Genomic DNA, 26,258 nt, shown 5'->3' with positions numbered 1-26,258 from the left:
TCGCGGCTCGTGCTCGGTCAGAATCCGCCACCAGCGAGCAAGCAGTTGTTCGGCGGCGGGTGCACTCACCGCGCCCCACCAATGTTCGCGCGGATCGCCGCCACCGATACGTCCGCCTCGAAGCACCATCCGCCCGCGCAGTCCGGAACGGGGCCGGCACACGTGTGCCCCCGCAGCCGCACCATGCCGTCGGTCGGCTGCTGGTCTACAACCACCGCCCACACCAGCTCGTCGCGGTTGGTGGGATTGGGGCTGATCTCCCATGCCAGCAGGTGCAGCAGGGTGCCCGCAGGCACCTGAAGGCTTTCGGTCATGCTCGGCTCCGAGGGCAAGGGGGTATGGGCACCACCCAAACGGCAGAGGCAGTTCCGTCGCTCCCGGAAGCGGCTCTGCCAGCTGGGCTGACACGTCGAGCCTGGCCGATAAGCTGCCCGTACGGCAGGCGTGCGCGGTGTGCACACGCTCCTGCACACGCTGGGAGCCGACCATGGACGCTTTCGGGAAGTTGCTCAGACAACATCGAGAGAGCGCTGGACTGTCTCTGCGACAGCTCGGTGCCATCATCCATTTCCAGTACAGCCACATCTCCCAGGTGGAGCGCGGTAACCGCCGCCCCACCGACGCACTGGCCACGGCCTGCGACCGGGCACTGAACGCCGACGGCGCGCTCATCGAGGCACATCAGACTGACCGCGCCGATTCCATCGACCTGCACAGACGCACGATGCTGCGTGCCATGACGGCCTTGGCCGCCGCCCCAGCTGTCGCGCCCCTGGCCGGACTGGAGGCTCTTCGTCATGGCCTCGGCGACGCAGCGACTCCCGACCATGACGAGTGGGAGCAGATCGCCGCCGACTACGGCCACGGCTACTACCGACAACCCCGCTCCGCGTTGATGGCCCAACTGAGCGCTGACCTGACGGTGTTGCAACACCAGATCGCCGCCGACGCCGGCACGCGCCGCCCTGGTCTCCTGCGGGCTGCCGCGCGGCTATCCGTCATCGTCGCGTTGAGCCTCGTCGCGTCGGGCCACGTCGTGATGGGCCGCCGCTGGTGGCAGACCGCACGTCGGGTTGCCGACGAGTCCGGCGACGCCGATACCCAGGTGTTGGTGCGGGCGTGGAATGTGGTGAACGGCTGTTACGACGGACGTCCACCGTCGACGGTCATCGCCCTGTCGGACGAGGTGGTGCCTCTGCTGGGCCGGCAAGCCACGTCAGCGGCCTGCGGGCTGCTCGCCGGCCGGGCGCAGGCACTGTCGTTGGCCGGGCGGCATACGGAGGCGGTGGCAACGGTGCGGCAACTCGCCGAATTCGCCCAGCGGTTGCCGGCCGCGATCGCGAGGGACGTGGAGTCGCTGTGGGGGTGGCCGGAACATCGGGTCCACCACACCGAATCCTGGGTGTACACCCACGCCGGCCGGCTTGCGGACGCTGAGGTCGCGCAGGATCTGGTCCTCGGCCTGTATCCGGCGTCGCAGGCGCGGCTACGTGCGCAGGTGCAACTGCACCAGGCAGCCCGGCTGATTCGGGGCGGGCACGTTGCCGACGGACTGCGGCACGCCACCGACACCCTCGACGCACTGCCAGGCCACCTGCACAACCATTCGCTGCGTTCGGTGGCCGCTCAGGTCACGGACGCGGTACCCACGGTGGAACGGTCCAGGACGGGGTTCACTGATCTCGCCGAGCGGCTTCAGGCTTAAGGCTCCGCCACGATGCCCGTGACGTACACCCTGCACAGTCCCGAATCGGCGGTCGCCGTGTTTCCGGCGCTGGTCCGCCTCTACGCGGTCGTCTACGCCGAACCGCCTTACGCCGAGGGACCGGAGCAGGTGGCCGGCTTCGCCAGCTGTCTGCCCGACGAGTCGCGACGTCCGGGGTTCACCCTCGTCGCCGCCGCGGACACGGGCGATCTGGTCGGTGCGGCGTACGGGTGGACGATGGCCGCCGGCCGGTGGTGGACGCGTGCCGACATCGAGCCTCCGGCCGATCTTCGCGCTGCCGAGAAGTTCGCGGTCATGGAGTGGGTCGTGCATCCCGATCGGCGTGGCGAGGGGATCGGCGCGGAACTCATCCGCCGGCTCCTCGACGGGCGGCCCGAACGGTGGGCGACCCTCGCGGCCAACCCGGCCGCACCCGCCCGTGCCGTCTACCGGCGCGCGGGGTGGCAGCAGGTCGGCGGATCGGCGATGCCCGACGGCACACCCATGCACCTGCTCGTCCTGCCGTTACCCCCTGTGCCGGTCCGGCGTCGCTGACCTCCGGCCGCATCCGCCGTGCTGAGCGACGACAGAGGTCAGTGGCCGCCGGAGTGGCCCTCGGGCGACCGGCGCGGGGTGGGGATCGAGCGCACCGCGTACTCCTGCACGGCCGCCGCGTGGTCGGCCTCGTCCAGGATCCAGTCGGCGTGACCGGGGGCGTGCCGGCGGCTCAGCACGCCCTGCACGGTGTCCACCATGGTGGCGACGCCGGCCCGGGGTCGGCTACGCCAGAGCTGCTCACCCTCGGCGGTGATGCGGAACCACCCGTCGGCGACGGTGACCAGGCCCGCGCCGACCAGCCGCTGGACCGCGGCCTCCACCTCGTGCCGTTCGGGGATCGCGTGGTTCAGGTGGTCGGCGGTGGACAGCACGTCGGCCAGACGTACGCCTTCCGGCCGGCGGCTGGTCGCGGAGCGTCGGTGCCGCCCGGCGCCGCTCGCGATGACCAACGACACGAAGATCCAGGCGTCGCTCCAGCGCCAACCGTTCTCCCCCATGCAGAGATGATGACGGCGAGCGACGCGGAAGGGAACACCCACCCTCCAACGAGCCCACTTCCACCAGCGCGGCGTGCCGGTGCGTGAACGGTCGGTGAACGCCTCACGCGGCCGGGGCAGGCGACGGATCACCGGCGGTGACCGCCGATTCGTCGTCGCCGTCGGCCGCGGCCGGGGGCACCGCGACGAGCGGGATGAAGAACTGCGCCAGCGGGCCGATGGCCAACGCGTACGCTACGGTGCCCACTCCGACCGTGCCGCCGAGCAGCCAGCCCAGCGCGAGCACGGTGACCTCGATGACGGTACGCACCAGGCGTACCGAGAAACGGGGACGACGGGCGACGAAGCCGGTCATCAGCCCGTCGCGTGGACCGGGGCCGAGGCGGGCGCCGAGGTAGAGCGCGGTGGCCGCCCCGTTGGCGACGATCCCGGTGATCAACAGGGCGATGCGGACGGCGAGGGGGCCACCGGAGGGCAGCAGGACCAGGGTGGCGTCCACCACGAGGCCGACCACGACCACGTTGCTGACGGTGCCGAGGCCGGGCCGCTGGCGCAGCGGGATCCACAGCAGCAGCACCAGCGCGCCGACACCGATGGTGACCGTGCCGAAGGAGAGCCCGGTCAGCTCGGACAACCCCTGGTGGAAGACGTCCCAGGGGTCCAGGCCGAGGTCGGAGCGGACCATCAGGGCCATGCTCACCCCGTAGAGGACAAGCCCGGCGTAGAGCTGGCTGAGCCGTCGTACCGGCCGCTCCCGCAGATTGCCAATCAGTGCCATGCATGCCACCCTAGGTGCCAATCCTCCCGGAGGAAGAAGCCAATATCCGAGGAGTGGCCATGACCGGTCAGGTGCGAGGGGTCCAATTGGCGCGGCTGCTGGGGCAGTGGCACGCCCTGCCGGGCCGTCGCCGCAGCCCCGACTACGCCGCGCTCGCCGGTGCGGTACGCGGGCTGCTCGCCGACGCCCGGCTTCCCCTGGGCGTCCGACTGCCGGCCGAGCGTGAGCTGGCCGAGGCGCTGCGGATCAGCCGTACCACGGTCACCGCCGCGTACCGGGAGCTGCGCGAGACCGGCCACCTGGCCAGCCGCCGGGGCGCCGGCAGTTGGACGATGCTGCCCGGCAACCACCGGGTCGCCAGCACCGGCCTGTGGACCCCGCTGGACGACCGCGACATGATCGACCTCGGCGTCGCCGCGCTGGCGGCCCCGCCGCAGTTGCCCGCGGCCGCCCGGGCCGCCGTCGAGGATCTGCCCCGCTACCTGGGCGGCGCCGGCTACCACCCGACCGGCATCGGTGAGCTGCGCGAAGCGGTGGCCGCCGGCTACACCGCGCGCGGACTGCCCACCTCGGCCGACCAGATCATGGTCACCAGCGGTACCCAGCACGCCCTGGACCTGGTGCTGCGCCTGGCCCTGGCACCCGGCGGCAGCGTGCTGGTCGAGTCACCGACCTATCCCAACGCGCTCGCCGCGCTGGCCGGTCGACGGGCCCGGATCACCACGCACGGGCTGTCCGCCGAGGCCGGCGGCTGGGAGCCCGACCTGCTCCTGGGCAGCCTGCGGCAGACCCGACCCAAGCTGGCGTACCTGATCCCGGAGTTCCAGAACCCGACCGGGCACCTGATGCCCGCCGCGTTGCGCGAGCGGGTGGTCGCCGCCGCCCACGCCGTGGGCACCGACCTGATCGTCGACGAGTCCTTCGTCGACCTGCCGCTGGACGGCGTCGAGCTGCCCCCGCCCACCGCCGCGTTCGACCGGCACTCGCGGGTGGTCAGCATCGGGGGGATGAGCAAGCCGTACTGGGGTGGCCTGCGGATCGGCTGGGTACGCGCCTCCGCGCCGCAGGTGCAGCGGCTGGCCGCCGTCCGGGTCGGCGTGGACATGTCCAGCCCGGTGCTCGACCAACTCGTCGCGGTGCACCTGCTCGCCGACGCGGCGGCCATCGTCGCCGACCGTCGGGCGCAACTCGCCGCCCAGCGTGACGCGTTGCTCGGCGCGCTGGCGGACCGACTGCCGGACTGGCGGGTGACCGTGCCGCGCGGCGGCGTGACCCTCTGGGCCGAACTGGACGGCCCGGTCTCCAGCGCGCTCGCCCGGGCCGCCGAGGAGGTCGGCGTACGACTCGCGCCCGGGCCCCGGTTCGGTCTGGACGGCACCCTGGAACGTTTCCTGCGGTTGCCGTTCACCCTGCCGGCAGCCGAGCTGACGGAGGCGGTGGAGCGGATCGCCACGGTCCGGTACGACCTGGACCGCAGCGGCCGGCAGCGGTGGCCGGAGCCGTCCGTCATCGCCTGAGCGCGGGAACGCCGGTGGCCCCGCACCCGAGCGGGTACGGGGCCACGACGGTCCATTGCTACAGCTCGGCGAGCGTGCCGGCGTACATCTTGTCGATCTCGGCGGCGAAGTTGCCCTCCACGCCCCGACGCTTGATCTTCAGCGACGGGGTGATCTCGCCGTCCTCGATGGTCAGGTCACGCGGCAGGATCGCCACCTTCTTGATCGTCTCCCAGCGGTTCAGCTTCGCGTTGAGCTGGGCGACGTACTCCTCGACCATCGCCTGTGCCTCCGGCGAGGCGACGATCTCGGTGTAGTCGCGGCCCTCCAGCGGGCCGCCGGCCACCCAGCCCCGGATGGCGTCCGCGTCGAGCGTGACGAGCATCGTGCAGAAGTTGCGGGCCTGCCCGATCACCACCGCCTGCGAGGTGTACGGGCAGATGGCCTTGAACATGCCCTCGATGTGCGACGGCGCGATGTACTTGCCGCCCGAGGTCTTGACCAGGTCCTTCTTGCGGTCGGTGATCCGTAGGTAGCCCTGCTCGTCGAGGGTGCCGATGTCGCCGGTACGGAAGAAGCCGTCCTCGGTGAACGCGGCGGAGGTCTCCTCGGGCAGGTTGTGGTAACCGCGCATCACCGGCCGACCCCGCACCAGGATCTCGCCGTCGGTGTCGATCCGGCACTCCAGGTCGCCCATCGCCTTGCCCACCGTGCCGATGCGCAGCCCGTCCGGCGGGTTGACGAAGTTGCCGGCGCTGGTCTCGGTCAGGCCGTAGCCCTCCGAGATGGGCAGGTTGGCGGCGGCGAAGAACGTGGCGATCTCCGGGCTCAGTGGCGCGGCGCCGGAGACCAGCACCCGCATCCGGCCGCCCAGGCGGGCCTGGAGCTTGCTGAACACCAGCTTCTCGGCCAGCCCGTACCGGAACTTGAGCCCGGCCGGCACCGGCTTGCCGGCCTGCTCCAGCGCGACCTTCTCCTTGCCGACCTGCACGCCCCAGGCGAAGATCTTCGCCTTCGCGCCGCCGGCGCCCTGCGCGGTGGTCACCGCCCGGTTGTAGACCTTCTCGAAGACCCGGGGAGCGCCGCACATCAGCGTCGGTCGGATCACCGCGAGCAGGTCGACCAGCTTCTCCACCCGCCCGTCGACGTACGTCGGCAGGCCGACGTGGATCGCGCCGCAGAGCAACGTCTTGCCGAACGAGTGCGCCAGCGGCAGCCACAGGTACTGCAGGTCGTCGTCGCGCAGCAGCCCGACGTCGGCCTGCGCCACCGCCTCCCAGCACCACCCACCGTGCAACAGCTCGACGCCCTTGGGCTGGCCGGTGGTGCCGGAGGTGTAGATCAGGGTGGCCAGGTGATCGGGGCCGATGCCGGCCACCAGCATGTCGATCAGATCGGGCTCGTCGGCCAGTGCCCGGCTGCCCCGCTCTTCCAGCTCGGTGAGGGTGAGCTGGGGGATCGCGGCATTCGGGTCGGGGGTGCCGTCGAAGAGCACCACATGGGTCAGCGCCGGCAGGTCCGCTCCGGCGATCTTGGCGGCCTGCGCCGGGTTCTCCGCGAAGAGGACCCGCGAGGCGGAGTCAGCGATGATGTACGTCGCGTCCGCCGGCTCGGTGGTCGGGTAGACGGTGGTGGTCGCCCCGCCGGCACACATGATGCCGAGGTCGGCGACCACCCAGTCCAGCCGGGTGTTGGCGAGGATCGCGACCGGGTTCTCCTGGCCGACGCCGAGCGCGTGCAGGCCGGCGGCGACCGCCTTGGCGCGCTGGCCGACCTGCTCCCAGGTCAACCAGTGGGGCCCCGAGTCGTCAGGGGTCGGGGACGCGAACGCGTGCCGGTCGGGGGTGGCCGCCACGCGCTTGAGGAACATGTCCGGGATGGAACGGTACGGTACATCGAGAGCCATCGCTGTAGCCGCCTTCGGGGGTGGTGGCGTGACGGTCGTCACGTCATTTCGGTTACCGAAGAGTATTGCCTGATACCGGGCATCGGCTAGTGCCGGTGATCGTCCGGCGATCTCGTCACGCCGACCGGAGCGCCGAATCAGGCGTAGCGGGCAGCCACCACCGACCAGTCGTAGGTGGCCCGGACCCAGTTGCGCCGCGCGGCCAACGGCGAGTGCAGTGCCTCGACCCCGCTGGCCAGCAAGCCGTCCTCTGCCGCCTGGTACGCCAGCAGCCCCTGGTTGAAGCGGTCCGCCGCGGCCCGGAGCGCGTCCGTCTCGCCGAGGCCGCGCTCCTGGGCGATGACCGTCACCAGGTTGTGCGCGTCCGGATCGGACCGGCTCTCCTTGCCGTAGGAGAAGAGGTCGTTGCACCAGCACACCAGGTCCACCGCCAGCAGATCCAGGGCGGCCAGTGCCGGATCGGCCCGCCGGGCCGGCCCGGGTGGCTGCTCCGACGCGAGATCGGTCAGGGTGAGACAGGGGTGCACGCCGCCGATGTGCCGGCGCAGTTGGACGTACTCCGTCACCCCCGGCACCCGGCGTCGCTGCCGGTTGCTGGCCTCCCAGAGCAGGGCCAGCAGGTACTGGCGCACCTGGCTGACGAACCGCAGCAGCATCGACGCCTGGCCCTCGGCCCGGGTCCGGCGGCACAGGTCGTGCAGCGCGGCGCCCAGCGGACCGGCCTCCGGTGGTGGCGGGGCGGCCGGGTCGCCGGCGCGGTCCAGGACGCCGAGCAGGCCGGCGATGACCGGCGCCAGCCGGCCCGGATCATCCCCCAGGCCGTCCTCGTCGCAGGCGTCGTCCATCACGAAGAGCCAGGAGATCAGGTCGGTGAGAAGGCGCAGCCCCCGCACCGGCCCGTCCGGGCAGGCTCGGCCCGCCAGACCGGCGGCGTCCGCCCGTCGCAGGCGATGAATGTGACCGGAATCGACCAAGCCGAAAGCGCGCGCCCACTCGACGCTCTCAGTGGCCACCCCGTCCGTGAACTTGTGGCGCCCCGCCGTGAAGGAGGGTTCCCGTAGCGCCGAGATTGCGAAACTCCGCATCGTGTGCCCCCACATCGTGCCGCCCCGGCGCGGAACGGCGCGGTGAAGCGTACGGGAGGAGGTATCGGCACGCATCGTTGGGACTGAGGCATTCGTCCGGCATTGCTGTGACCGATTAAGCGCAGAAAGTCACATGCCCAGGCTGGCGTCGCGCAACTGCCGGGCCGACGAGGCGGAGCCGTCGAGCTGCACCCGGGCGACGCGTTGCCGGCCGGAGAGGAACAGGGTCAACTCGGCCGGAGCGCCCACCACCCGCAGTCGTTCGCCGCCCCGGCCGACGGAGACCTCGCCGTACCCGGGCGCCTGCACGTAGAGGTCCGCCGGGAAGCGGCGCAGCGCCAGCCGGGCCATCGGGGCGGCCCGCTTCCACAGGGTGGCCTGGAGGCCACGCGGCAGCTCGCGCGGCTGCCAACCCGCGACCGCCCGCCGCACGTCCTCGTGGTGGATGAAGAACTCCATCGTGTTGACCAACTCGTCGGTCAACGGGTTGCTGATCGGGCTCCACACCGGCGGTCGGCGTACCCGCGCCACCAGCTCCGGGTAGGGGCCGGCGGCGAGTCGGCGACGGACCCGTTCGGCGTACCCCCGCAGTGGTGCCAGCAGGATCCCGCCGGCCGCGTCCAGGCGGCGTTCGCGCAGCACCAGGTGCGCGGCGAGGTCGCGGGTCGCCCAGCCCTCGTTGATCGTCGGTGCGTCGGGCCCGAGGGCCAGCAGGAGATCGGCCAGCGCCTCGCGCTCGGCTCGGGCGTACCGCGACATGCGCCGATCGTAGGCCCGGACCTCCGTCGCCGCGCGTCGAGCGGGGCCCGCCGGTTCCGCTGGGCCCGGCCGGGAGTACGTGATGGTCGACATATCCCGTCCGGGTCGGCGGCACCGGTCCGCAACGGTAAGGATGAGGTAGATAATTGTGGCTTACGGCGGGGGAGAGCGTGGCGAGCAGGACAAGCCGGGACGTGCTCGGCAGAGGGCTGGGGGTTCTGCGGCAGGCGATCCGCGAGCAGCCACGGATCTTCACGGTTGCCGTGGTCGGCAGCGTGCTGTTCGGCTCGATGGTCATCGTCAGCGCGTACGTGGTGGGCGCGGTGGTCGGCGACGTGGTGGTGCCGGCGATCGCGCGCGGCGAGGTCGGCGTCGGGACGCTGGCGCTGGCGGCGGTCGCCCTGTTCGGGATCAGCGTGCTGCGGGTGGTCGGCATCTTCGGCCGCCGGCTCGGGGCCGGTTACATGCAGTACCGGCTCCAGGCCGCCTACCGTCGCCGGGTCACCCGCCGCTACCTGGACCTGCCGCTGTCCTGGCACCACCGCAACGCCACCGGCACGTTGCTGTCCAACGCCAACTCCGACGTGGAGGCGGCCTGGTACCCGATCGCGCCGCTGCCCTTCGCGGTGGGCACGCTGGTGATGCTGGTCGGCGCGATCGTCTCGCTGTTCGCCACCGACTGGGCCCTCGCGCTGGTCGGACTGGCGGTGTTCCCGGCGCTGTTCGCGCTCAACGTCGTCTACTCCCGCCGGATGGCGCCCCGCCAGGCCCGCGCGCAGCGGTTGCGCGCCGAGGTCAGCGGCATCGCCCACGAGAGCTTCGACGGCGCGCTGGTGGTCAAGACGATGGGCCGCGAGGCCCAGGAGACCGCCCGGTTCGCCGGCCGCGCCGGTGAGCTGCGGGACGCCCTCATCGCGGTCGGCCGGTTGCGCGGCGTCTTCGACCCGCTGCTGGAGACACTGCCCAGCCTCGGCACCCTGGCCGTGCTGGTGGTCGGGTCGTTCCGGCTGCGCCAGGGCGCGATCAGCGTCACCGAACTGGTCAGCGTCGCCTTCCTCTTCACCGTGCTGGCCTTCCCGGTGCGGGCCATCGGCTGGGTGCTGGCCGAGCTGCCGCGCAGCGTCGCCGGCTGGGACCGGGTGCGCCGGGTCCTCGACGCCACCGGCGAGATGCCGTACGGGCAGCGGGTGCTCGACCCGGCCACCCCGGGCCCGGCCACGCTCACCTTCACCGACGTGCACTTCTCCTACCCGCCGGCCGAGGCCCACGAGGCCGGTGCGCAGGTGCTCGGCGAGGTCGGCTTCACCATCCCGGCCGGCCGTACGGTCGCCCTGGTCGGGCCCACCGGCGCCGGCAAGTCGACAATCGCCTCGCTGGCCGTGCGCCTGGTCGACCCGGACTCGGGCACCGTCGTGCTGGACGGCGTGGACATCCGCGACCTGACCGCCGCGTCGCTGGCCGGCACGGTCGCGCTGGTGGCGCAGGTGCCGTTCGTCTTCGACGACACCGTACGGGCCAACATCGCCCTGGACCGGCCGGGCATCGACGACGAGGCCGTGTGGGCGGCGCTGCGCCTGGCCGAGGCGGACGGGTTCGTCGCGGCGCTGCCCGACGGGCTGGACACGATGGTCGGCGAGCGGGGCACCTCGCTCTCCGGCGGGCAGCGGCAGCGGCTCACGCTGGCCCGCGCGCTCGCCGGCCGGCCCCGCCTGCTGGTGCTCGACGACGCGACGAGCGCCGTGGACCCCCGCGTCGAGGCGGCCATCCTCGCCGGCCTGCGCTCCTCGGCCGGTGAGCCGGGGGTCCCCGCCGCGTCGATCCTCGTCGTGGCGTACCGCCGGGCCACCATCGCCCTGGCCGACGAGGTCATCTACGTCGAGCAGGGCCGGGTGGTCGCCCGGGGCACCCACACCGAGTTGCTGGCCACCGTGCCCGGGTACGTGGACCTGGTCACCGCCTACGAGCAGGCGGAGGTCGACCGCGCGCAGGAGCGCGCGTACGACGACGAGGTGGCGCCGCTGCCGTCGGGCCTGGAGATCGAGGTGGACCATTGAGTACGACCACGGTGACGACGGACGAGCGGGACGCGCGGACGGAGACGACCTGGCAGACGTTGCGGCGCGGGCTGGCGCTCTCGCCCGAGCTGCGGACCGGGCTGGCCGCCACCCTGGCCCTGGCGCTGGTCTACATGGTGGGCCGGGTGGCCGTTCCGGTGGCGGTCCAGCAGGGCATCGACCGGGGCATCGTCGGCGGTCTGAAGCTGGACGTCGTGTGGTCGGTGGTGGCGGTCACCGCGGCGATCCTGGTGGTCACCACCGCGTGCGGCTACCTGATGATGCGCCGGCTGTTCACGGTCAGCGAGACGGCGTTGGCGAACGTGCGGACGCGGGCGTTCCGGCACGTGCACGACCTGTCGATGCTGCACCAGCAGTCGGAGCGGCGCGGCTCGCTGGTGTCCCGGGTGACCAGCGACGTCGACCAGATCACCCAGTTCCTCCAGTGGGGCGGGGTGATCCTGCTGGTCAACCTGGGTCAGTTGGTGGTGACGACGGCCGTCATGCTGGCGTACTCCTGGCAGTTGACCCTGGTGGTGCTTGCGGCGTTCCTGCCGGCGGTGCTGGTCATCCGCCAGTTGCAGCGCCGCCTGGGCGCGGCGTACGCGACGGTGCGTCAGCGCACCGGCGCGTTGCTGGGCGCGATCGGCGAGAGCGTGGTGGGCGCGCCGGTGATCCGGGCGTACGGCATCGCGGGGCGCACCGAGCGGCGGCTGGACGAGGCCATCGACGCCCAGCGGGTCGCCCAGCAACGGGCCATCCGGATCAGCATCGTGGGCAGCTCGGTCGGTGAGTTGGCGGCCGGGTTGGCGCTGGCCGGCGTGGTGGTGCTCGGTGTGACCCTGGGCGTGGACGGCACGCTGTCGATCGGCCAGCTGACCGCGTTCCTGTTCCTGGTGACGCTGTTCATCCAGCCGGTGCAGATCGCCACCGAGGTGCTCAACGAGGCGCAGAACGCGATCGCGGGCTGGCGGCGGGTGCTGGACGTGCTGGACGTCGCCCCGGACGTCGCGGACCCCGGGGAGCAGGGCCGGGACCTGCCGATCGGTCCGTTGGACATCCGGTTCTCGGGGGTGCGGTTCGCCTACCCCGGCGGGCCGCCGGTGCTGCACGACATCGACCTGGAGATCCCGGCGAAGAGCCGGGTGGCCGTGGTCGGCGAGACGGGCAGTGGCAAGACCACCTTCGCGAAGCTGCTCACCCGACTGATGGACCCGTCGGCGGGCGCGGTGCTGCTGTCCGGGGTGCCGCTGGCGCAGGTGCGCTTCGACTCGCTGCGCTCGCGGGTGGTGATGGTGCCGCAGGACGGGTTCCTCTTCGACGCGACGGTGGGGGACAACGTGCGGTTCGCCCGGCCGGAGCTGACCGACGAGGAGCTGGCGGCCGCCTTCACGGAGTTGGGCCTGGCGGACTGGTTGGACGGTCTGCCCGCCGGCCTCAACACCCCGGTCGGGGAGCGTGGTGAGGCGTTGAGCGTCGGGGAGCGGCAGCTCGTCGCGCTGGCCCGGGCGTACGTGGCCGATCCGGATCTGCTGGTGCTGGACGAGGCGACCAGCGCGGTGGACCCGGCGACGGAGGTGCGGTTGCAGCGCACCCTGGACGCCGTCACCCGGGGACGGACGACCCTGGCCATCGCGCACCGGCTCTCCACCGCCCAGGCGGCGGACGAGGTCATCGTGGTGGACCGGGGGCGCATCGTGCAGCGGGGCCCGCACGACGAGTTGGTCCGCGACGCCGACTCGGTCTACGGGCTGCTGTACGCCTCCTGGCTGGAGCAGACCAGGTAACGGGTCGGTGTCACGGGCTTCCGCTGGTGGACGGGCTGGTCCTGGTGCTCTACGCTCCGGTTAGGTAAGGCTAACCTTTGAAGGAGGTTGCGCCATGCGGCCCAGCCCCGCCGAGATCGTCCGTACCCTCGTCGCCGGTCGCCTGCCCGGCCTCGTCCACCTGGCGCGCCGCCCGGGTCCGCACCATGCCCGGCACGTGACCGACCCCGACGGCCGGGTGCTGCTGCTGGTGCCGGTCGCCAGCCACCTGGGCGGCGCGCTCCAGCCGGCCGCCGGGGGCACCGACGTCGCGGTGGTCCTGGACGTCCTCGACCTGCCGCCCGCGGCCGGCGCTCCCGGTCTCGGGCGGGCCTGGGTCTCCGGCTGGGCCGCCGAACTGCACGACGACGAGGCACGCCGGGCCGCGGTCGACTTCGCCGCCGTCGAGCCGACCGGCGACCTGCTCGACGTGGGCGGCCGCTTCCGGCTGTTCCGCTTCGAGGTGGCCGAGGTCCGCTGGGAGCGGGCCGGCGTCGTGCACCGGATCGACCCGGGGGAGTACGCCGAGGCGGAACCGGACCCGGTGCACCCCTGCGAAGCCCTGCTGCTGGCCGACTTCGCCCGGCACGACCCCGCCGCCGTCACCGACTACCTGCGCCGGCAACTCGGGCTGACCGAGCACACCCCGGACGGACCGCCGCGGGTGGTGCGCATCGACCGCTACGGGCTGGTGGTCGCCCTCGGACGCCCCGGCGCACGACGCCGCGTCCGGCTGGCGTTCCCGTGCCCGCTCAGCGGCCCGGACGAGCTGGGCCGGCTGCTCCCGCCGCTGCGCCGCCCCGCCGACGCGTTCCCGCCCCGCTGAAACGGGGCCTAGATCGGCAGCGGCCCGGTCAGGTACCGCTGGACGCTGGGACCGATGGTGGCAACCAGGATCTCCGGATCGGCCGACGCGACCGGCTCCAGCCGCACCACGTGCCGGATCATGGCGAGCCCGATCAGCTGGGTGGCGACCAGCGAGCCCCGCATCGGGACCTCGGCCGGATCGACGTCGAGCTGGTCGAGCACCCGGCGCAGCACCTGCGTGGTGACGAACTCCCGCAGCAGCCGCGCGGTCCACTCGCTGTTCAGCACCGACCGCACCAGCGCCACCCCGGCGCTGCCGGCCGGCGAGTCCCAGATGCCGACGAAGGTCCGGACCAGGCGCTCGCCGACGCGGTCCTGGTCACCGGCCAGCACGCCCGGCAGCAGCTCGGCGGGGTCCACCGGAAAGTTCATCGCGGCCCGGAAGAGCTGGTCCTTGGTGCCGAAGTAGTGGTGCACCAGCGCCGGATCCACTCCGGCGGTGGCGGCGATGGCACGGATCGGGGCGGCGTCGAAACCGCGTTCGGCGAACGTCGCCCGCGCCGCGTCGAGGATCGCCTCCCGGGTGTCCGGGTTGCCGGGTCGCCGGCCGGTACGCCGCGTCATCGCCGCCCCTCGCTCGTCCGCTGACGCCGCCGGTCCGCCCGGCGGCGGGTGGCGACCCGCCCCGCGCGGGTCGCCGCCGGTCGGTCAGCCGGTGCGCCGGCGCAGCGTCGCCGCCGCGAGCACCAGCGCCAACACCACCGCGCCGAACACCACACCCACGTCCCGCCACATGGTCGCCGTCGGCTCGGCGTGGGCGCCGACCTCCTGCAACGCCTCGATGGCGTACGTCAGGGGCAGCGCGTCGCTGAGCCCCTGGAGCCAGCCGGCCATCTCGTCCCGGGCCACGAACAGTCCACACAGCAGGAGCTGGGGGATCACCACGACCGGGAGGAACTGTACTGCCTGGAACTCGGTGCGGGCGAAGGCGCTGCACAGCAGGCCGAGGGCGACCCCGAGCACCGCGTCGAGCACCGCGATCCCGATCACCAGACCGCTGCTGCCGAGCGTTCGCAGATCGAAGGCCCAGTACGCCAGCCCGGCCGCCAGGGTGGCCTGCACGGCGGCGGCCAGCCCGAACGCGATGCCGTACCCGAACAGCAGGTCGAGCTTGCCCAGCGGGGTGGTGAGCAGCCGTTCCAGGGTGCCGGAGGTGCGTTCGCGCAGCATCGCGATGCTGGTCACCAGAAACATGATCACGAAGGGGAAGGTGCCCAGCATGACCAACGCGACCCGGTCGAACACCGACGGCTGTCCCGGCGGTGTCGGCTTGTCGGCGTACATGTAGTAGACGAGCGTGAGCAGGACGGTCGGCACCACCACCAGCAGCGCGATGGTCCGCCGGTCGTGCCGGAGCTGGCGCAGGACGCGGCCGATGGTGGCCGCCAGGATCCGCCCGTTCATGAGTTTTCCCTTCCGGCCGACGCCTTCGCCTCGCCGGCCCGGATCAGCCGTAGGAACGCCTCGTCGAGGTCATCCACCCCGGCGGCGGCGCGGATCGCGTCCGGACTGTCGTCGGCGATCAGGCGTCCCTCCCGGATCAGCAGCAGCCGGTCGCAGCGGGCCGCCTCGTCCATCACGTGACTGGACACCAGCAGGGTGGTGCCGGCGGCGGCCATGGCGTGGAACCGGGCCCACAGATCGGCCCGCAGCACCGGATCCTGACCGACCGTCGGCTCGTCCAGGATGACCAGTTCCGGGTCACCCACCAGGGCGCAGGCCAGCGAGGCCCGACTGCGCTGGCCGCCGGAGAGGGTGGCGACCAGCTGGCCGGCCGCCTGGGCCAGCCCGACGGCGGTGACCGCCTCGTCGGCCTCGGCCCGGCCGCGCCCGTACAGGGCCGCGAAGTAGCGGGCGTTCTCCCGCACGGTCAAATCGGCGTAGACGCTCGGCGCCTGGGTGAGGTAGCCCACCCGGTGTCGCAGCGCCGGTGCGCCCGCCGGCTGGCCCAGCACGGTCACCGTGCCCGAGGTGACCACCTGCACGCCGACCACCGCGCGCATGAACGTGGTCTTGCCGCTGCCGCTGGGCCCGAGCAGACCGGTGACGGCGCCCTGCGGGACGGCGCAGGTGATGCCGTCCAGCACCCGCCGCCCACCCCGATCGACCACCAGGTCGCGGACGCCTATCGCGTCGTCCATCGCGCACCTCCCGAGAAACTCATCGTTTGTTGAATTCCACGCTAGAGCGGAGTGGGCTGCCCGCGCAACGGCCGGCCTGTCCGCTGGTGCCCGCCCTCGCGCCAAGCGTGACAACGGGCAGTAGGCTTCGGACCGGACAGCGGGTCCGGCAACGGGCATTGCGTGCTGATCGGACGTACGGCACGATGGCGCCGTGGGTCACGCTCCGTTACCGCACAGCGGATTTCTCGAGGACTGGGCCGCGCGGTTGCGGGACGCCGCCGAACGACCGGTCGTCGGCATCCTGCTGCGCGGCAGTCACGCCCGGCGGGCGGCCACCGCGCACAGCGACGTCGACCTCGACGTGCTGGTCGGTGGCTCGCCGTACGCCGCCCGCCGCGCGTACCTGGCCGAGACCGCCGGGCGGGTCACCCACGTCTCGGTGGCGGCGCGCGACGTCCGCTCCTGGGTGCACCGGCTCGGTGAGCCGGCCGACTGGGCGTTCGGACTGCCGGTCACCGCGCCGGCCCGGCTGCTCTGGGCGGATCCGCACTGGCGGCCCCGGATCGACCTGCCGGTGCTCTGCCAACCCGCCGAGCCGCCCCGGCTGGAGGAGCTGATCGCGCTGCTCGGCAAGGCCGCCGCCGCCCGGGCCGCCGCCGACCGCCTCGGCGTCCGGCTCGCCGTGGCGGACCTGGCCCGCCTCTGCCCCTCGGTGCTGCGCCCGGCGAACCCGTCGGTGCGGGTGTCGTCCCGACGCGCGGCGTTCGCGGCCGCCCTGGAACTGCCGGTCGCCCCGGCCGGGTACCGCGAGGACATGCTGCTCTGCCTCGGCCTGCGTCCGGGCGCCACCGGGCAGCTCTGGGCCGCCGCCGTGCGGCTGGTCGCCGGCATCCTGCCGTTGATCCGCCCGTACGCGGCGGAGATCGCCGACGCCTCCGGCGCCGACCTGGCCGACGCCCTGGTCGACGGCCGCCTCGACCGGTACGTGGCCCAACTGGCGCGGCCCGCGGGGCACCGGCCGCACCCTGGGCGGGAGCCGTCGCCGGTGCCCACGCCACGTGCGGGACAATGGGCAACTGTGCCCGTACCTGACGCGCCGGTGACCGGCGTCCCCAGCGAACCGGGCGGCCCGGTGGCGTCGCCGCCGGTCCGTCCGTCCCGGCTCGATCCGGCCATCGCCGCCCGGCTGCGCCGCACCCCCGACGGCCTGGTCGCCGCCGTGGTACGCGCGCACGACTCCGGCGAGGTGCTGATGGTCGCCTGGATGGACGACGAGGCGCTGCACCGCACCCTGACCACCGGCCGGGCCACCTACTGGTCGCGCAGCCGGCGCGAGTACTGGGTCAAGGGCGCCACCTCCGGGCACCACCAGTACGTCCGCTCGGTCGCCCTGGACTGCGACGGCGACGCGCTGCTGGTCAGCGTCGAGCAGGTCGGCGCGGCGTGCCACACCGGGCACCGGACGTGCTTCTTCACCGAGCTGCCGGTGACCACGCCGGACGCGCGGTGACCGCCGTGGGAGCGATCCGGCGCGACATCGCGGCCGCGAACGAGGGGCGGGTCGGCGGATGACCGACGGCGCGGTGAGCCCCGACCTGGCCACCTTCACCGAACTGGCCGCCCGCTGGCGGGTCGTGCCGGTCACCCGACGGCTGCTGGCCGACGCCGAGACCCCGGTGGGGGTCTACCGCAAGCTCGCCGGCGGGCCTGGCACGTTCCTGCTCGAATCGGCCGAGCAGGGGGTCGGTTCGGCGGGCATGGCCTGGTCGCGGTACTCGTTCATCGGCGTCCGGAGCAGCGCGACCCTCGTCGACCGGGACGGCGTGGCGACCTGGCTCGGGCAGCCCCCGGCCGGCCTGCCCACCGACGGTGACCCGGTGCGGATGCTGCGGGACACCGTCGCGGCGCTCGCCGGCCCGCCCGGCGATCCGGGCGACGGCCTGCCCCCGCTGACCGGGGGCATGGTCGGCTACCTCGGTTACGACCTCGTCCGCCGTTTCGAGCGGCTGCCCGAGCTGACCGAGTCCGACCTCGGGGTGCCGGAGCTGGGCATGATGCTGGCGACCGACCTGGTGGTGCTCGACCACTACGACGGCTCGGCGATCCTGGTCGCCAACGCGGTGCTGCCGCCGCTGGACGCCCCGGGCCGCGACGCGCACGTCAGCGCCGCGTACCACCACGCGGTGGGCCGCCTCGACGCGATGACCACCGCGCTGTCCCGGCCCATCCCACCGATGATCTCGACGGTCGCGCGCCCACCGGCCGGCGAGGTCGTCTGTCGTACGCCCGAGGGGGGCTACGTCAAGGCCGTGCAGGCGGCCAAGGAGGCGATTCGAGCCGGCGAGTGCTTCCAGATCGTGCTGTCCCAGCGGTTCGAGCGGGCCACCCACGCCGACCCGTTGGACGTCTACCGCGTGCTGCGCACCAGCAACCCCAGCCCGTACATGTACCTGCTGCGCTTCGACGGGTTCGACATCGTCGGCTCGTCCCCGGAGGCGCACCTGAAGGTCACAGCCGGTGCGGACGGACGGCGGCGGGCCCTGTTGCACCCGATCGCCGGCACCCGGCCGCGCGGCGGCACCCCGGCGGCCGACGCCGGTCTGGCCGCCGAGTTGCTCGCCGACCCCAAGGAGCGCGCCGAGCACGTCATGCTCGTCGACCTGGGCCGCAACGACCTGGGCCGGGTCTGCGAGCCGGGCAGCGTCCAGGTGCCCGAGTTCGCGACCATCGAGCGGTACAGCCACGTCATGCACATCGTCTCCACCGTGACCGGCACGCTGCGTGACGACCGGTCCGCGTTCGACGCGCTCGCCGCGACGTTCCCGGCGGGGACGCTCTCCGGCGCGCCCAAGGTGCGCGCCATGGAGATCATCGAAGAGCTGGAGCCGGTACGCCGGGGCGTCTACGGCGGCACGGTCGGCTACTTCGGCTTCGGCGGCGACCTGGACATGGCGATCGCCATCCGGACCGCGCTGATCCGCGACGGCCGCGCGTACGTGCAGGCCGGCGCCGGGGTGGTCGCCGACTCGGATCCGGCCGCCGAGGAGCAGGAGACCCGGGACAAGGCCGCCGCCGTGCTGGCCGCGATCGCCGCCGCCGAAACGCTCCGGGCTGCCCGATGAGCGCGGTGACCGACCACGAGCGGCCGGAGCCGGGTGGGCGGGCCGGGGCCGGTCGGCGCGGGCTGGCGTACGCGATGCTGCTCTGTCTTGCCGGCGCGGGCCTGGCGGTGTGGGCGGCGACCCGGGGCTGGTCGGTCGAGGTGACCGCGCGGCCGGCGCCGCTGCCGCCGGTGCGGGCGGCCCGCAGCGGGGCCGCCCTGCTGCCGTGGCTGCCGGCGCTGGCCGTGGTGGCGTTGGCCGGTGGTGGCGCGGTGCTGGCCACCCGGGGTCGGGTACGGCGGCTGCTGGGTGTGCTGCTCGGCGCGCTGGGCCTGGCGGTGGCGGCCGGTGCCGGCTATGGACTGGTCGCGGACCTCGGCGGGGTGGTGAGTCGGCAGTGGCCGGCGCTCTGCCTGGTCGGCGGTCTGCTCGTCGCCGTGGGCGGGGCGTGGACGGCGCTGCGGGGCGGCGGGTGGCCGACGATGGGTGCCCGCTACGAGCGACCGACGCGGACCGTCACGGAGAGTACGTCGACGACGGCTGCCGCCCCCGGTCCGATGGCCGGTCGGCGGACCACCGAGGCGTGGGACGCGTTGGACCGGGGAGAGGATCCGACGGCCGGCTGACGGCGCGTCCTCAGCCGACCGGCTGCCGGTCCCGCTGCGGGCGGCCGGCGACGGCGCGGGCGGCGGTCAGCTCGGCCACCAGGCGGTCCAGTTCGGCGCGTCGGTCGGCGCGGGCCCGGTCGGCGCAGACCGCCTCCCAGGCGTTGCCGCGGGCGGTGCGCATCCGGCCCTCGCCGACGACGGCCCGCTCCAGGGTGTGCACCACCCCGACGGCGAGCGACGCCATGGTCCGCGAGATGGTGGTCAGTCCGATGCTGGAGTTCGACTCGGCAGTATTCATGGCTCACTCCGCACGAGGAGTCGACGACGGTGGGGCAGGCGCGTCGTTGAGTCTGCCCGAGGACGATGCTGACCGGCCGACGTTTCGCCCGGGTGACCGCCCCGTCAACTGTCCCGCCACGCCCACGACCTGGGAGGGGCCGTTCGGCCTTGAGCTTGCTCACAACATCGACTGCCGTCGCTGCCGTCGGGCGGCGACCCGGAGTGGATGGCATGATCGATGGGTCGGCTCGGTACGAACGGGGTCGGCGGGCTCTCGTCCTGTGACGGCGGTCGATACCGGAGGTGGCGCTGCGTGACATCCCGTTCACGGCAAGTCGGCCATTATGCCGCAGGCCTTTTCGTGAGCAGCGCCATACCCCCGGCTCCCGGCCTCGGTCGGCTGCCCCTAGCATCGGCCCATGACACCCGGAGAGGGGAGTCCGTTGGTGACTGCTGAGCATGCGCACGCGGAGGGGGACGAGGCCGGTCAGGCGGCGTCCGTAAGCGTGCTCGACGAGATTCTGGCCGGCGTGCGCGAGGACGTCGCCCGTCGCCAGGAGCAGGTTCCGTTGGAACGGATCCGTGAACTGGCCGCGGCCGCGCCGCCGCCGCTGGACGCGTACGCGGCGCTGCGCAAGCCCGGTGTGGCGGTCATCGCCGAGGTCAAGCGCTCCTCACCGTCCAAGGGCCGGCTGGCCGAGATCGCCGATCCGGCCGACCTCGCCGTCGACTACGCGGCGGGCGGCGCGCGGGCGATCAGCGTGCTGACCGAGGGGCGCTGGTTCGGCGGCTCGCTGGACGACCTGGCCGCCGTCCGGGCCGCGGTCACCGTGCCGGTGCTGCGCAAGGACTTCGTGGTCTCCAGTTACCAGGTGCACGAGGCGCGCGCGCACGGCGCCGACCTGGTCCTGCTGATTGTGGCCGCCCTCGAGCAGAACGTACTGATGGGCCTGCTGGAGCGGATCGAGTCGCTGGGCATGACCGCGCTGGTCGAGGTCCACGACGAGGAGGAGGCCGACCGGGCGCTGGAGGCCGGAGCGCAGGTGATCGGGGTCAACGCCCGTGACCTGCGTACCCTTCAGGTGGACCGGTCGGTGTTCGAACGGATCGCGCCCGGCCTGCCGAGCAGCGTCGTCAAGATCGCCGAGTCCGGCGTGCGCGGCCCGCACGACCTGATCCGGTACGCCTCGGCCGGCGCCGACGCCGTGCTGGTCGGCGAGGGCCTGGTCACCCAGAAGAGTCCACGCGAGGCGGTGGCCGAACTGGTCAACGCCGGCAACCACCCGGCGACGCCCCGGCCGGTGCGCTGACCGCGCCGGTGTGCCGCCCCACCGAGAGGATTGTCCGATGAGCGCCGACGCGCTGGCCCCGGTGGCCGGTTCGCAGCCCGACTCCGCCGGTCACTTCGGTCGCTTCGGCGGCCGGTTCGTGCCCGAGGCCCTGGTGGCCGCGCTGGACGAGCTCGACGGGGCGTGGCGTACGGCGATCGCGGACGAGTCCTTCCGGGCCGAGTTCGGCGCGCTGCTGCGCGACTACGCCGGCACGCCGTCGCTGCTCTACGAGGCCCGCCGGTTCTCCGCGAAGGTCGGCGCCCGGGTGCTGCTCAAGCGGGAGGACCTCAACCACACCGGCGCGCACAAGGTCCGCAACGTGCTCGGCCAGGCGCTGCTCACCAAGCGGATGGGCAAGACCCGGGTGATCGCCGAGACCGGAGCGGGCCAGCACGGCGTGGCCACCGCGACGGCCGCCGCCCTGTTCGACCTCGAGTGCGTGGTCTACATGGGCGAGGTCGACACCGAGCGGCAGGCGCTCAACGTGGCCCGAATGCGGATGCTCGGTGCCACCGTCGTCCCGGTCACCACCGGCTCGCGCACCCTCAAGGACGCGATGAACGAGGCGATGCGCGACTGGGTGGCGAACGTCGACGCGACCCACTACCTGATCGGCACCGCCGCCGGGCCGCACCCGTTCCCGGCGATGGTGCGTGACTTCGTCCGAGGCATCGGTGACGAGGCCCGGCAGCAGTGCCTCGACCTGACCGGCGCGCTGCCGGACGCGGTCACCGCCTGCGTCGGCGGCGGTTCCAACGCGCTCGGCATCTTCCACGCCTTCGTCGGCGACGAGGACGTCCGGCTGTACGGCTTCGAGGCCGGCGGGGACGGGGTGGCCACCGGCCGGCACGCGGCCAGCATCACCGGCGGGTCGGCGGGCGTGCTGCACGGCACCCGCACGTACGTGTTGCAGGACGCCGACGGGCAGACCCTGGAGTCGCACTCGATCTCCGCCGGCCTGGACTACCCGGGCGTCGGGCCCGAGCACGCCTGGCTGCACGACACCGGCCGGGCCAGCTACCTGCCGGTCACCGACGAGGAGGCGATGGCCGCCTTCGAGTTGCTGTGCCGCACCGAGGGCATCATCCCGGCGATCGAGAGCTCGCACGCGCTCGCCGGCACCGTGACGCTGGCTCCGAAGCTCGCCGCCGAGCTGGGCCGGGATCCCACCATCGTGGTGAACCTCTCCGGCCGGGGTGACAAGGACGTGCACACCGCCGGGGACTACTTCGGCATCCTCGACAAGGAGCGCTGAGGTGAGTCGTATCGGAGTGGCCTTCGACAAGGCCCGGGCCGACGGACGGGCCGTCCTGGTGGGTTGCATGCCGGCCGGGTTCCCGTCCGTGCAGGGCAGCATCGCGGCCATGACGGCGATGGTCGAGGCCGGCGTCGACGTCATCGAGGTGGAGATCCCGTACTCCGATCCGGTGATGGACGGGCCGGTCATCCAGAAGGCCAGCGACATCGCGCTGGCCGGCGGGGTCCGTACGGCCGACACGATGCGCGTCATCGAGGCCGTCGCGGCGACCGGCGCTCCGGTCGTCACCATGACCTACTGGAACCCCGTCGAGCGGTACGGCGTGGACGTGTTCGCCCGTGACCTGGCCGCCGCCGGTGGCACCGGCCTGATCACGCCGGACCTGATTCCCGACGAGGCGGCCGAGTGGCTGGCCGCCTCGGACGCCCACGGGCTGGACCGCACCTTCCTGGTGTCGCCGTCGTCCACCGACGCCCGGCTCGCGATGACCGTCGAGCACTGCCGGGGCTTCGTCTACGCCACGGCGGTGATGGGGGTGACCGGCGCGCGGGCGCAGACCTCCGACGCCGCTCCGACGCTCGTCTCCCGGGTGCGCGGGGTCACCGACCTGCCCGTCGGGGTCGGCCTGGGGGTGGGCACGGGCGCGCAGGCGAGCACCGTCGCCGGGTACGCCGACGGCGTCATCGTCGGCAGCGCGCTGGTCCGGTGCGTGCTGGACGCCTCCTCCGAGGCCGAAGGGCTGGCCGCGCTGCGTACCCTGAGCGCCGAACTGGCCGAGGGCGTCCGCAACCCGGCCCGCTGACCGTTCGGACCGTTCGCGGCGCGGGCGCCGGGCCTGCCGTGCGTCGAAGACCGTGATGCCTGTGCGTCATCTTGATGACGCACAGGCATCAGGCTCTCTGGCGGGTGCGCTCCCGGTGCACAGGCTCGCCGACGACCGTTCGCCCGGCGCGGGGGCCGGTGTGTCGAGTCAGCGCCTGAGGGACGGGTCCGTCGCCGTCTCGCCGCGCTGTCCAGGGGGCTGACCGGCCTCCGGCCGATCGTCGCGAGCAGCGACCGGCCACGCCCGCGCGGCCGGTTCTCCCTCGGACGTGGGCCCGCTCCGGGTCACGGCCCGCAGTACGCCGGAGCGGCCGCCGAGCGCGTCGGTGACGGCCATCCGGGTGAGCGGGGTGACGGTATCGGGCAGCGCCGTGGGAATGTGCCACGTCAGCCGGCAACCCGGCCGGGGTTCGGCGGTCGAACCGTCGTCGTCGGCGGCGCGGGCGCGGAACACGTGCACCAGGATGTCGGGCAGCGGTCCGGCCCGCCCGGCCGGCGTGTGCGTGGCGGTCGCCGCGAGGTGGTACAGGCCGATCAGGTCGACGAGGTCGATCTCCCGGCCGGTCTCGGCGCGGATGTCGCGCAGCGCCGCGCGTACCGGGCTCTCCGCCGGACGGAGACGGCCGCCGGGCAGCGCGTACCGGCGCTCGCCCCGGCCCTGCCGGCAGAGCAGCACCCGGCCGGCGGCGTCGGTGACGACCGCGGCGACCGCCCAGGTGAGCGCGCTCATGGACAAAGAGCCTACGGCGGCGCAAACCAGAAGTCATCGGGTTCCGCTCGCGGCGGCCCGGGGTGCCGCTGCGGGGGTGCGCAGCGGTAGCGTGTGCACCCGTGACCATCGCCTCGCTGTCCCCCCAGGCGGCCCTGCCCAGTCCCAGCACCGCTGTCTGGCAGCTCGGGCCGTTTCCGCTGCGGGCGTACGCGCTGTGCATCATCGCCGGCATCGTGCTGGCCTGCTGGATGACCGAGCGCCGGCTGCGCCGGCGTGGTGCCGCGCCGGGTGCGGTGCTCGACATCGCCGTCTGGGCGGTGCCCGCGGGCATCATCGGGGCCCGGCTCTACCACGTGATCACCTCGCCGGAGAAGTACTTCGGCGCCGGCGGTGAACCGCTGAAGGCGTTCTACATCTGGGAGGGCGGCCTCGGCATCTGGGGCGCGGTCGCGGGAGGCGCGGTGGGCGCCTGGATCGCGGCCCGACAGCTCGGCATCCCGCTCACCGTGGTGGCCGACGCGCTCGCTCCCGGACTGCCGCTGGCCCAGGCGGTCGGCCGGCTCGGCAACTGGTTCAACAACGAGCTGTTCGGCGGCCGGACGACGCTGCCGTGGGGCCTGGAGATCCACCGGATGGACCCGGACAATCCGGGGCACGCGCTGCGCGACGACGCCGGCCAGCCGATCCTCGAACCGGGCCTCTACCACCCGACGTTCCTCTACGAGCTGGTGTGGAACGTCGGGGTGGCGGTACTGGTCCTGCTGCTGGACCGGCGTTTCCGGCTCGGCCGGGGCCGGGCGTTCGCGCTGTACGTGATGGGTTACACCGCCGGCCGGTTCTGGATCGAGTTGATGCGCACCGACGAGGCGAACCAGATCCTCGGCGTACGGCTCAACGTCTGGACCGCGGCCCTGGTCTTCCTCGGCGCGCTGGCCTACTTCGTGCGGGTCCGTGGCCCCCGGGAGTACCTGATCCCGATCGGCGCGGCGGCCACCCCCACGCCGTCCACCGACTCCGACCTGTCCCAGGTCGACATCTCCGCCCGTGAGACGAGCGCCCGCGCCGCCGCCCCGGAGGGCTACCGGGTGGTCAGCGAGGAGCAGTACGACACCTGGCGGGACACCGGCGTGGCGCCACCGGAGGCGGCCGACGAGGTGCGCCCGGAGGACGCGGAGCCTTCCGCCGACGACGCGACCGACGGTGACCAGGCCGCCGGCACGCCCGAGGCGCGCGACGAGGCCCGGGCCGACGCCACCGGCGTACGCCCCGCCGACCGGGACAGCTGAGCGGGGGCGGTCCGATGCGAAGCGCGGTGGTGGTCGGTGCCGGGGTCGGTGGCCTCGCGGTCGCCGGCGCGCTGGCCCGGTCCGGGTGGCAGGTCACCCTCCTGGACCGTGCCGAGCGGGTCCGCCCCGAGCCGACCGCCGTGGTGCTCTGGCCCAACGGCGTCCGCGCGTTGCAGGCCCTCGGCCTGGGCGCCGGGCTGGCCGCCATCGCCACGCCACTGCCCGACGGCGGGGTACGCCGTCCGGACGGGCACTGGCTGGTGCAGCCCCGGCCGACGCCGGCCGACCGGATGCCCGTGGTGGTGCACCGGGAGGACCTGCACGACGCCCTGATCGCCGGCCTCGGCGACCGGGTCGAGCTGCGTACCGGGGTGACCGTGCGGCACGTCCGCGTCGATCCGGGTGAACGGCCGGGGGTGAGCGACGGCCGGCACACGATCGAGGCCGACCTGGTGGTCGCCGCCGACGGTACGGACAGCGTCATCCGCCGCCAACTGGCCCCCGAAGCCGGCGTCGTCAGCTCCGGCTGCGCCGCCTGGCGGGCCGTCATCCCCTGGTACCGGGCACCCCGGCTGCCCGCCGATGCGCCGATCGCCGGCGAGGTGCTCGGCGCGGGCTACCGCTTCGTGGCCGCCTCGCTGGGCGAGCGGGGCTCCTCGGGTGGCTCCACGCGCGGTGGCATCTACTGGGTGGCCACGGCGGCCGGCGCGCCCCGCCCGGAGCCGCCGGAGACCCAACTCGCTCTGCTGCGCCGCTGGTACGCCGGCTGGCCCGCGCCGATCGGCGCGCTGCTCGACGCCACCGACCCGAGTGATCTGGTCCAGCAGGAGGTGCGCGAGCTTCGTCCGCTGCCCCGCGCGTACGGCTTCGGCGTCGGGCCGGGTGGGGTGGTGCTGCTCGGCGACGCGGCGCACGCCATGCCGCCGCACCTCGGGCAGGGCGCGTGCCTCGCCTTCGAGGACGCCGCCACCCTCGCCTCGCTGCTGCGCGAGGCCCGGCTACCGGACGCCGTGCAGACCTACGACCGGGTACGCCGTCCCCGGGCGGCGACCGTGGTCCGGCAGACCCGGCGCATGTCGGCGGTGTTGCAGACCCGGGGCCGGCTGGCGCTGCGGGCCCGCGACGCCGCGCTCGGCACGATCAACTCACGGCTGCTCTCCAGCGCCGCCGCCTCCGCGGCCCAGTGGCGTCCCCCGGCCTGACCGGCTCGTGCCGGCCCGGCCTGGCC

25 protein-coding genes and 1 pseudogene are annotated in these 26,258 nt (G+C 73.5%); 15 read left to right on the top strand and 11 right to left on the bottom strand.

All coding sequences use genetic code 11. The features are described from left to right. Positions 1–65: 65 nt before the first annotated feature. Positions 66–314 (bottom strand): hypothetical protein, encoded by a 249-nt coding sequence (locus AC3EN4_RS20340; protein WP_435207342.1) that lies wholly within the window; start codon positions 312–314, stop codon positions 66–68. A gap of 173 nt (positions 315–487) precedes the next feature. Between AC3EN4_RS20340 and AC3EN4_RS20335 the strand changes: the two genes are divergently transcribed. Continuing rightward, complete coding sequence (locus tag AC3EN4_RS20335) at positions 488–1,705, top strand: helix-turn-helix domain-containing protein (protein WP_435207341.1); 1,218 nt, start codon at positions 488–490, stop codon at positions 1,703–1,705. A 12-nt stretch (positions 1,706–1,717) separates the two neighbouring features. Further along, positions 1,718–2,260: a GNAT family N-acetyltransferase gene (locus tag AC3EN4_RS20330; protein WP_435207340.1), complete on the top strand. Its 543-nt coding sequence runs from the start codon at positions 1,718–1,720 to the stop codon at positions 2,258–2,260. Between the two features lie 38 nt (positions 2,261–2,298). On the opposite strand, the gene AC3EN4_RS20325 is transcribed toward AC3EN4_RS20330, so the two are convergent. Then, on the bottom strand, positions 2,299–2,760 hold the full coding sequence (locus AC3EN4_RS20325) for a hypothetical protein (RefSeq protein WP_435207339.1): 462 nt from the start codon (positions 2,758–2,760) through the stop codon (positions 2,299–2,301). A 103-nt stretch (positions 2,761–2,863) separates the two neighbouring features. Continuing rightward, positions 2,864–3,538, bottom strand: a complete 675-nt coding sequence (gene yczE, locus AC3EN4_RS20320; RefSeq protein ID WP_435207338.1) for a membrane protein YczE — start codon at positions 3,536–3,538, stop codon at positions 2,864–2,866. 59 nt (positions 3,539–3,597) lie between these two features. Between yczE and yczR the strand changes: the two genes are divergently transcribed. Beyond that, positions 3,598–5,055 carry a MocR-like transcription factor YczR gene (gene yczR, locus AC3EN4_RS20315; protein WP_422736033.1) on the top strand — a complete coding sequence of 486 codons (1,458 nt, stop codon included), beginning with the start codon at positions 3,598–3,600 and terminating at the stop codon, positions 5,053–5,055. A 58-nt stretch (positions 5,056–5,113) separates the two neighbouring features. On the opposite strand, the gene AC3EN4_RS20310 is transcribed toward yczR, so the two are convergent. From AC3EN4_RS20310 to AC3EN4_RS20300, 3 genes are all read right to left on the bottom strand, one after another. After that, on the bottom strand, positions 5,114–6,940 hold the full coding sequence (locus tag AC3EN4_RS20310; protein WP_435207337.1) for an AMP-dependent synthetase/ligase: 1,827 nt from the start codon (positions 6,938–6,940) through the stop codon (positions 5,114–5,116). Positions 6,941–7,077: 137 nt separating this feature from the next. After that, positions 7,078–7,833, bottom strand: a complete 756-nt coding sequence (locus tag AC3EN4_RS20305; protein ID WP_435207336.1) for a terpene synthase family protein — start codon at positions 7,831–7,833, stop codon at positions 7,078–7,080. Between the two features lie 321 nt (positions 7,834–8,154). Further along, a complete protein-coding gene (locus tag AC3EN4_RS20300) occupies positions 8,155–8,784 on the bottom strand; it encodes a TIGR03085 family metal-binding protein (RefSeq protein WP_435207335.1) in 630 nt (209 codons plus the stop codon). A 170-nt stretch (positions 8,785–8,954) separates the two neighbouring features. Between AC3EN4_RS20300 and AC3EN4_RS20295 the strand changes: the two genes are divergently transcribed. The 3 genes from AC3EN4_RS20295 to AC3EN4_RS20285 all read left to right on the top strand — a co-directional run bounded on the left by AC3EN4_RS20295 (position 8,955) and on the right by AC3EN4_RS20285 (position 13,469). Next, a complete protein-coding gene (locus AC3EN4_RS20295) occupies positions 8,955–10,838 on the top strand; it encodes an ABC transporter ATP-binding protein (protein WP_435207334.1) in 1,884 nt (627 codons plus the stop codon). Beyond that, positions 10,835–12,625 (top strand): ABC transporter ATP-binding protein, encoded by a 1,791-nt coding sequence (locus AC3EN4_RS20290; RefSeq protein ID WP_435207333.1) that lies wholly within the window; start codon positions 10,835–10,837, stop codon positions 12,623–12,625. The genes AC3EN4_RS20295 and AC3EN4_RS20290 overlap by 4 nt, the downstream gene beginning before the upstream one ends. A 94-nt stretch (positions 12,626–12,719) precedes the next feature. After that, positions 12,720–13,469: a DUF2470 domain-containing protein gene (locus AC3EN4_RS20285; RefSeq protein WP_435207332.1), complete on the top strand. Its 750-nt coding sequence runs from the start codon at positions 12,720–12,722 to the stop codon at positions 13,467–13,469. An 8-nt stretch (positions 13,470–13,477) separates the two neighbouring features. Here the strand turns inward: AC3EN4_RS20285 and AC3EN4_RS20280 are convergent, their stop codons facing one another. From AC3EN4_RS20280 to AC3EN4_RS20270, 3 genes are all read right to left on the bottom strand, one after another. Beyond that, complete coding sequence (locus tag AC3EN4_RS20280; protein WP_435207331.1) at positions 13,478–14,074, bottom strand: TetR/AcrR family transcriptional regulator; 597 nt, start codon at positions 14,072–14,074, stop codon at positions 13,478–13,480. Positions 14,075–14,158: 84 nt separating this feature from the next. Continuing rightward, positions 14,159–14,914: an ABC transporter permease gene (locus AC3EN4_RS20275; RefSeq protein WP_422736025.1), complete on the bottom strand. Its 756-nt coding sequence runs from the start codon at positions 14,912–14,914 to the stop codon at positions 14,159–14,161. Next, positions 14,911–15,651: an ABC transporter ATP-binding protein gene (locus tag AC3EN4_RS20270; protein ID WP_435207330.1), complete on the bottom strand. Its 741-nt coding sequence runs from the start codon at positions 15,649–15,651 to the stop codon at positions 14,911–14,913. The genes AC3EN4_RS20275 and AC3EN4_RS20270 overlap by 4 nt, the downstream gene beginning before the upstream one ends. Before the next feature lie 193 nt (positions 15,652–15,844). On the opposite strand from AC3EN4_RS20270, the pseudogene AC3EN4_RS20265 reads away from it, so the two are divergent. The 4 genes and pseudogenes from AC3EN4_RS20265 to AC3EN4_RS20250 form a co-directional block, all read left to right on the top strand. Then, positions 15,845–16,525: pseudogene (locus tag AC3EN4_RS20265) on the top strand (phosphoribosyl-AMP cyclohydrolase); the annotation flags it as partial. A gap of 186 nt (positions 16,526–16,711) precedes the next feature. After that, positions 16,712–17,143, top strand: coding sequence for a phosphoribosyl-AMP cyclohydrolase (gene hisI / locus AC3EN4_RS20260; protein ID WP_435207369.1), 432 nt, complete (start codon positions 16,712–16,714; stop codon positions 17,141–17,143). A 58-nt stretch (positions 17,144–17,201) separates the two neighbouring features. Further along, on the top strand, positions 17,202–18,755 hold the full coding sequence (locus tag AC3EN4_RS20255) for an anthranilate synthase component I (RefSeq protein WP_435207329.1): 1,554 nt from the start codon (positions 17,202–17,204) through the stop codon (positions 18,753–18,755). After that, positions 18,752–19,360 (top strand): Trp biosynthesis-associated membrane protein, encoded by a 609-nt coding sequence (locus tag AC3EN4_RS20250; RefSeq protein ID WP_435207328.1) that lies wholly within the window; start codon positions 18,752–18,754, stop codon positions 19,358–19,360. The genes AC3EN4_RS20255 and AC3EN4_RS20250 overlap by 4 nt, the downstream gene beginning before the upstream one ends. Before the next feature lie 10 nt (positions 19,361–19,370). Here AC3EN4_RS20250 and AC3EN4_RS20245 read toward each other — a convergent pair whose 3' ends face one another. Next, entirely contained in the window at positions 19,371–19,640 is a 270-nt protein-coding gene (locus AC3EN4_RS20245; RefSeq protein ID WP_422736021.1) for a hypothetical protein, read from the bottom strand. Between the two features lie 487 nt (positions 19,641–20,127). Here AC3EN4_RS20245 and trpC point away from each other — a divergent pair, with 487 nt between their 5' ends. Genes trpC through trpA form a run of 3 tightly spaced genes read left to right on the top strand, consistent with a single transcriptional unit; the run spans position 20,128 to position 23,012 of the window. After that, positions 20,128–20,931 (top strand): indole-3-glycerol phosphate synthase TrpC, encoded by an 804-nt coding sequence (gene trpC, locus AC3EN4_RS20240; RefSeq protein WP_039906616.1) that lies wholly within the window; start codon positions 20,128–20,130, stop codon positions 20,929–20,931. Positions 20,932–20,968: 37 nt separating this feature from the next. After that, on the top strand, positions 20,969–22,207 hold the full coding sequence (gene trpB, locus AC3EN4_RS20235; protein WP_435207327.1) for a tryptophan synthase subunit beta: 1,239 nt from the start codon (positions 20,969–20,971) through the stop codon (positions 22,205–22,207). A gap of 1 nt (position 22,208) precedes the next feature. Further along, the gene (gene trpA / locus AC3EN4_RS20230) at positions 22,209–23,012 is read left to right on the top strand and encodes a tryptophan synthase subunit alpha (RefSeq protein ID WP_435207326.1); all 804 of its coding nucleotides are present in this window, start codon (positions 22,209–22,211) and stop codon (positions 23,010–23,012) included. A 168-nt stretch (positions 23,013–23,180) separates the two neighbouring features. Here the strand turns inward: trpA and AC3EN4_RS20225 are convergent, their stop codons facing one another. Further along, on the bottom strand, positions 23,181–23,762 hold the full coding sequence (locus tag AC3EN4_RS20225; RefSeq protein WP_435207325.1) for an NUDIX hydrolase: 582 nt from the start codon (positions 23,760–23,762) through the stop codon (positions 23,181–23,183). A gap of 101 nt (positions 23,763–23,863) precedes the next feature. Here AC3EN4_RS20225 and lgt point away from each other — a divergent pair, with 101 nt between their 5' ends. Then, on the top strand, positions 23,864–25,030 hold the full coding sequence (lgt, locus tag AC3EN4_RS20220; protein ID WP_435207324.1) for a prolipoprotein diacylglyceryl transferase: 1,167 nt from the start codon (positions 23,864–23,866) through the stop codon (positions 25,028–25,030). A gap of 14 nt (positions 25,031–25,044) precedes the next feature. Beyond that, entirely contained in the window at positions 25,045–26,232 is a 1,188-nt protein-coding gene (locus AC3EN4_RS20215; RefSeq protein ID WP_422736016.1) for an FAD-dependent oxidoreductase, read from the top strand. Positions 26,233–26,258: the final 26 nt, after the last annotated feature.

It is taken from the genome of Micromonospora sp. bgisy143, from assembly GCF_057708145.1.
The sequence above is the reverse complement of the archived record's forward strand: the minus strand, read 5'-3'. Positions and strand labels throughout refer to the sequence as shown.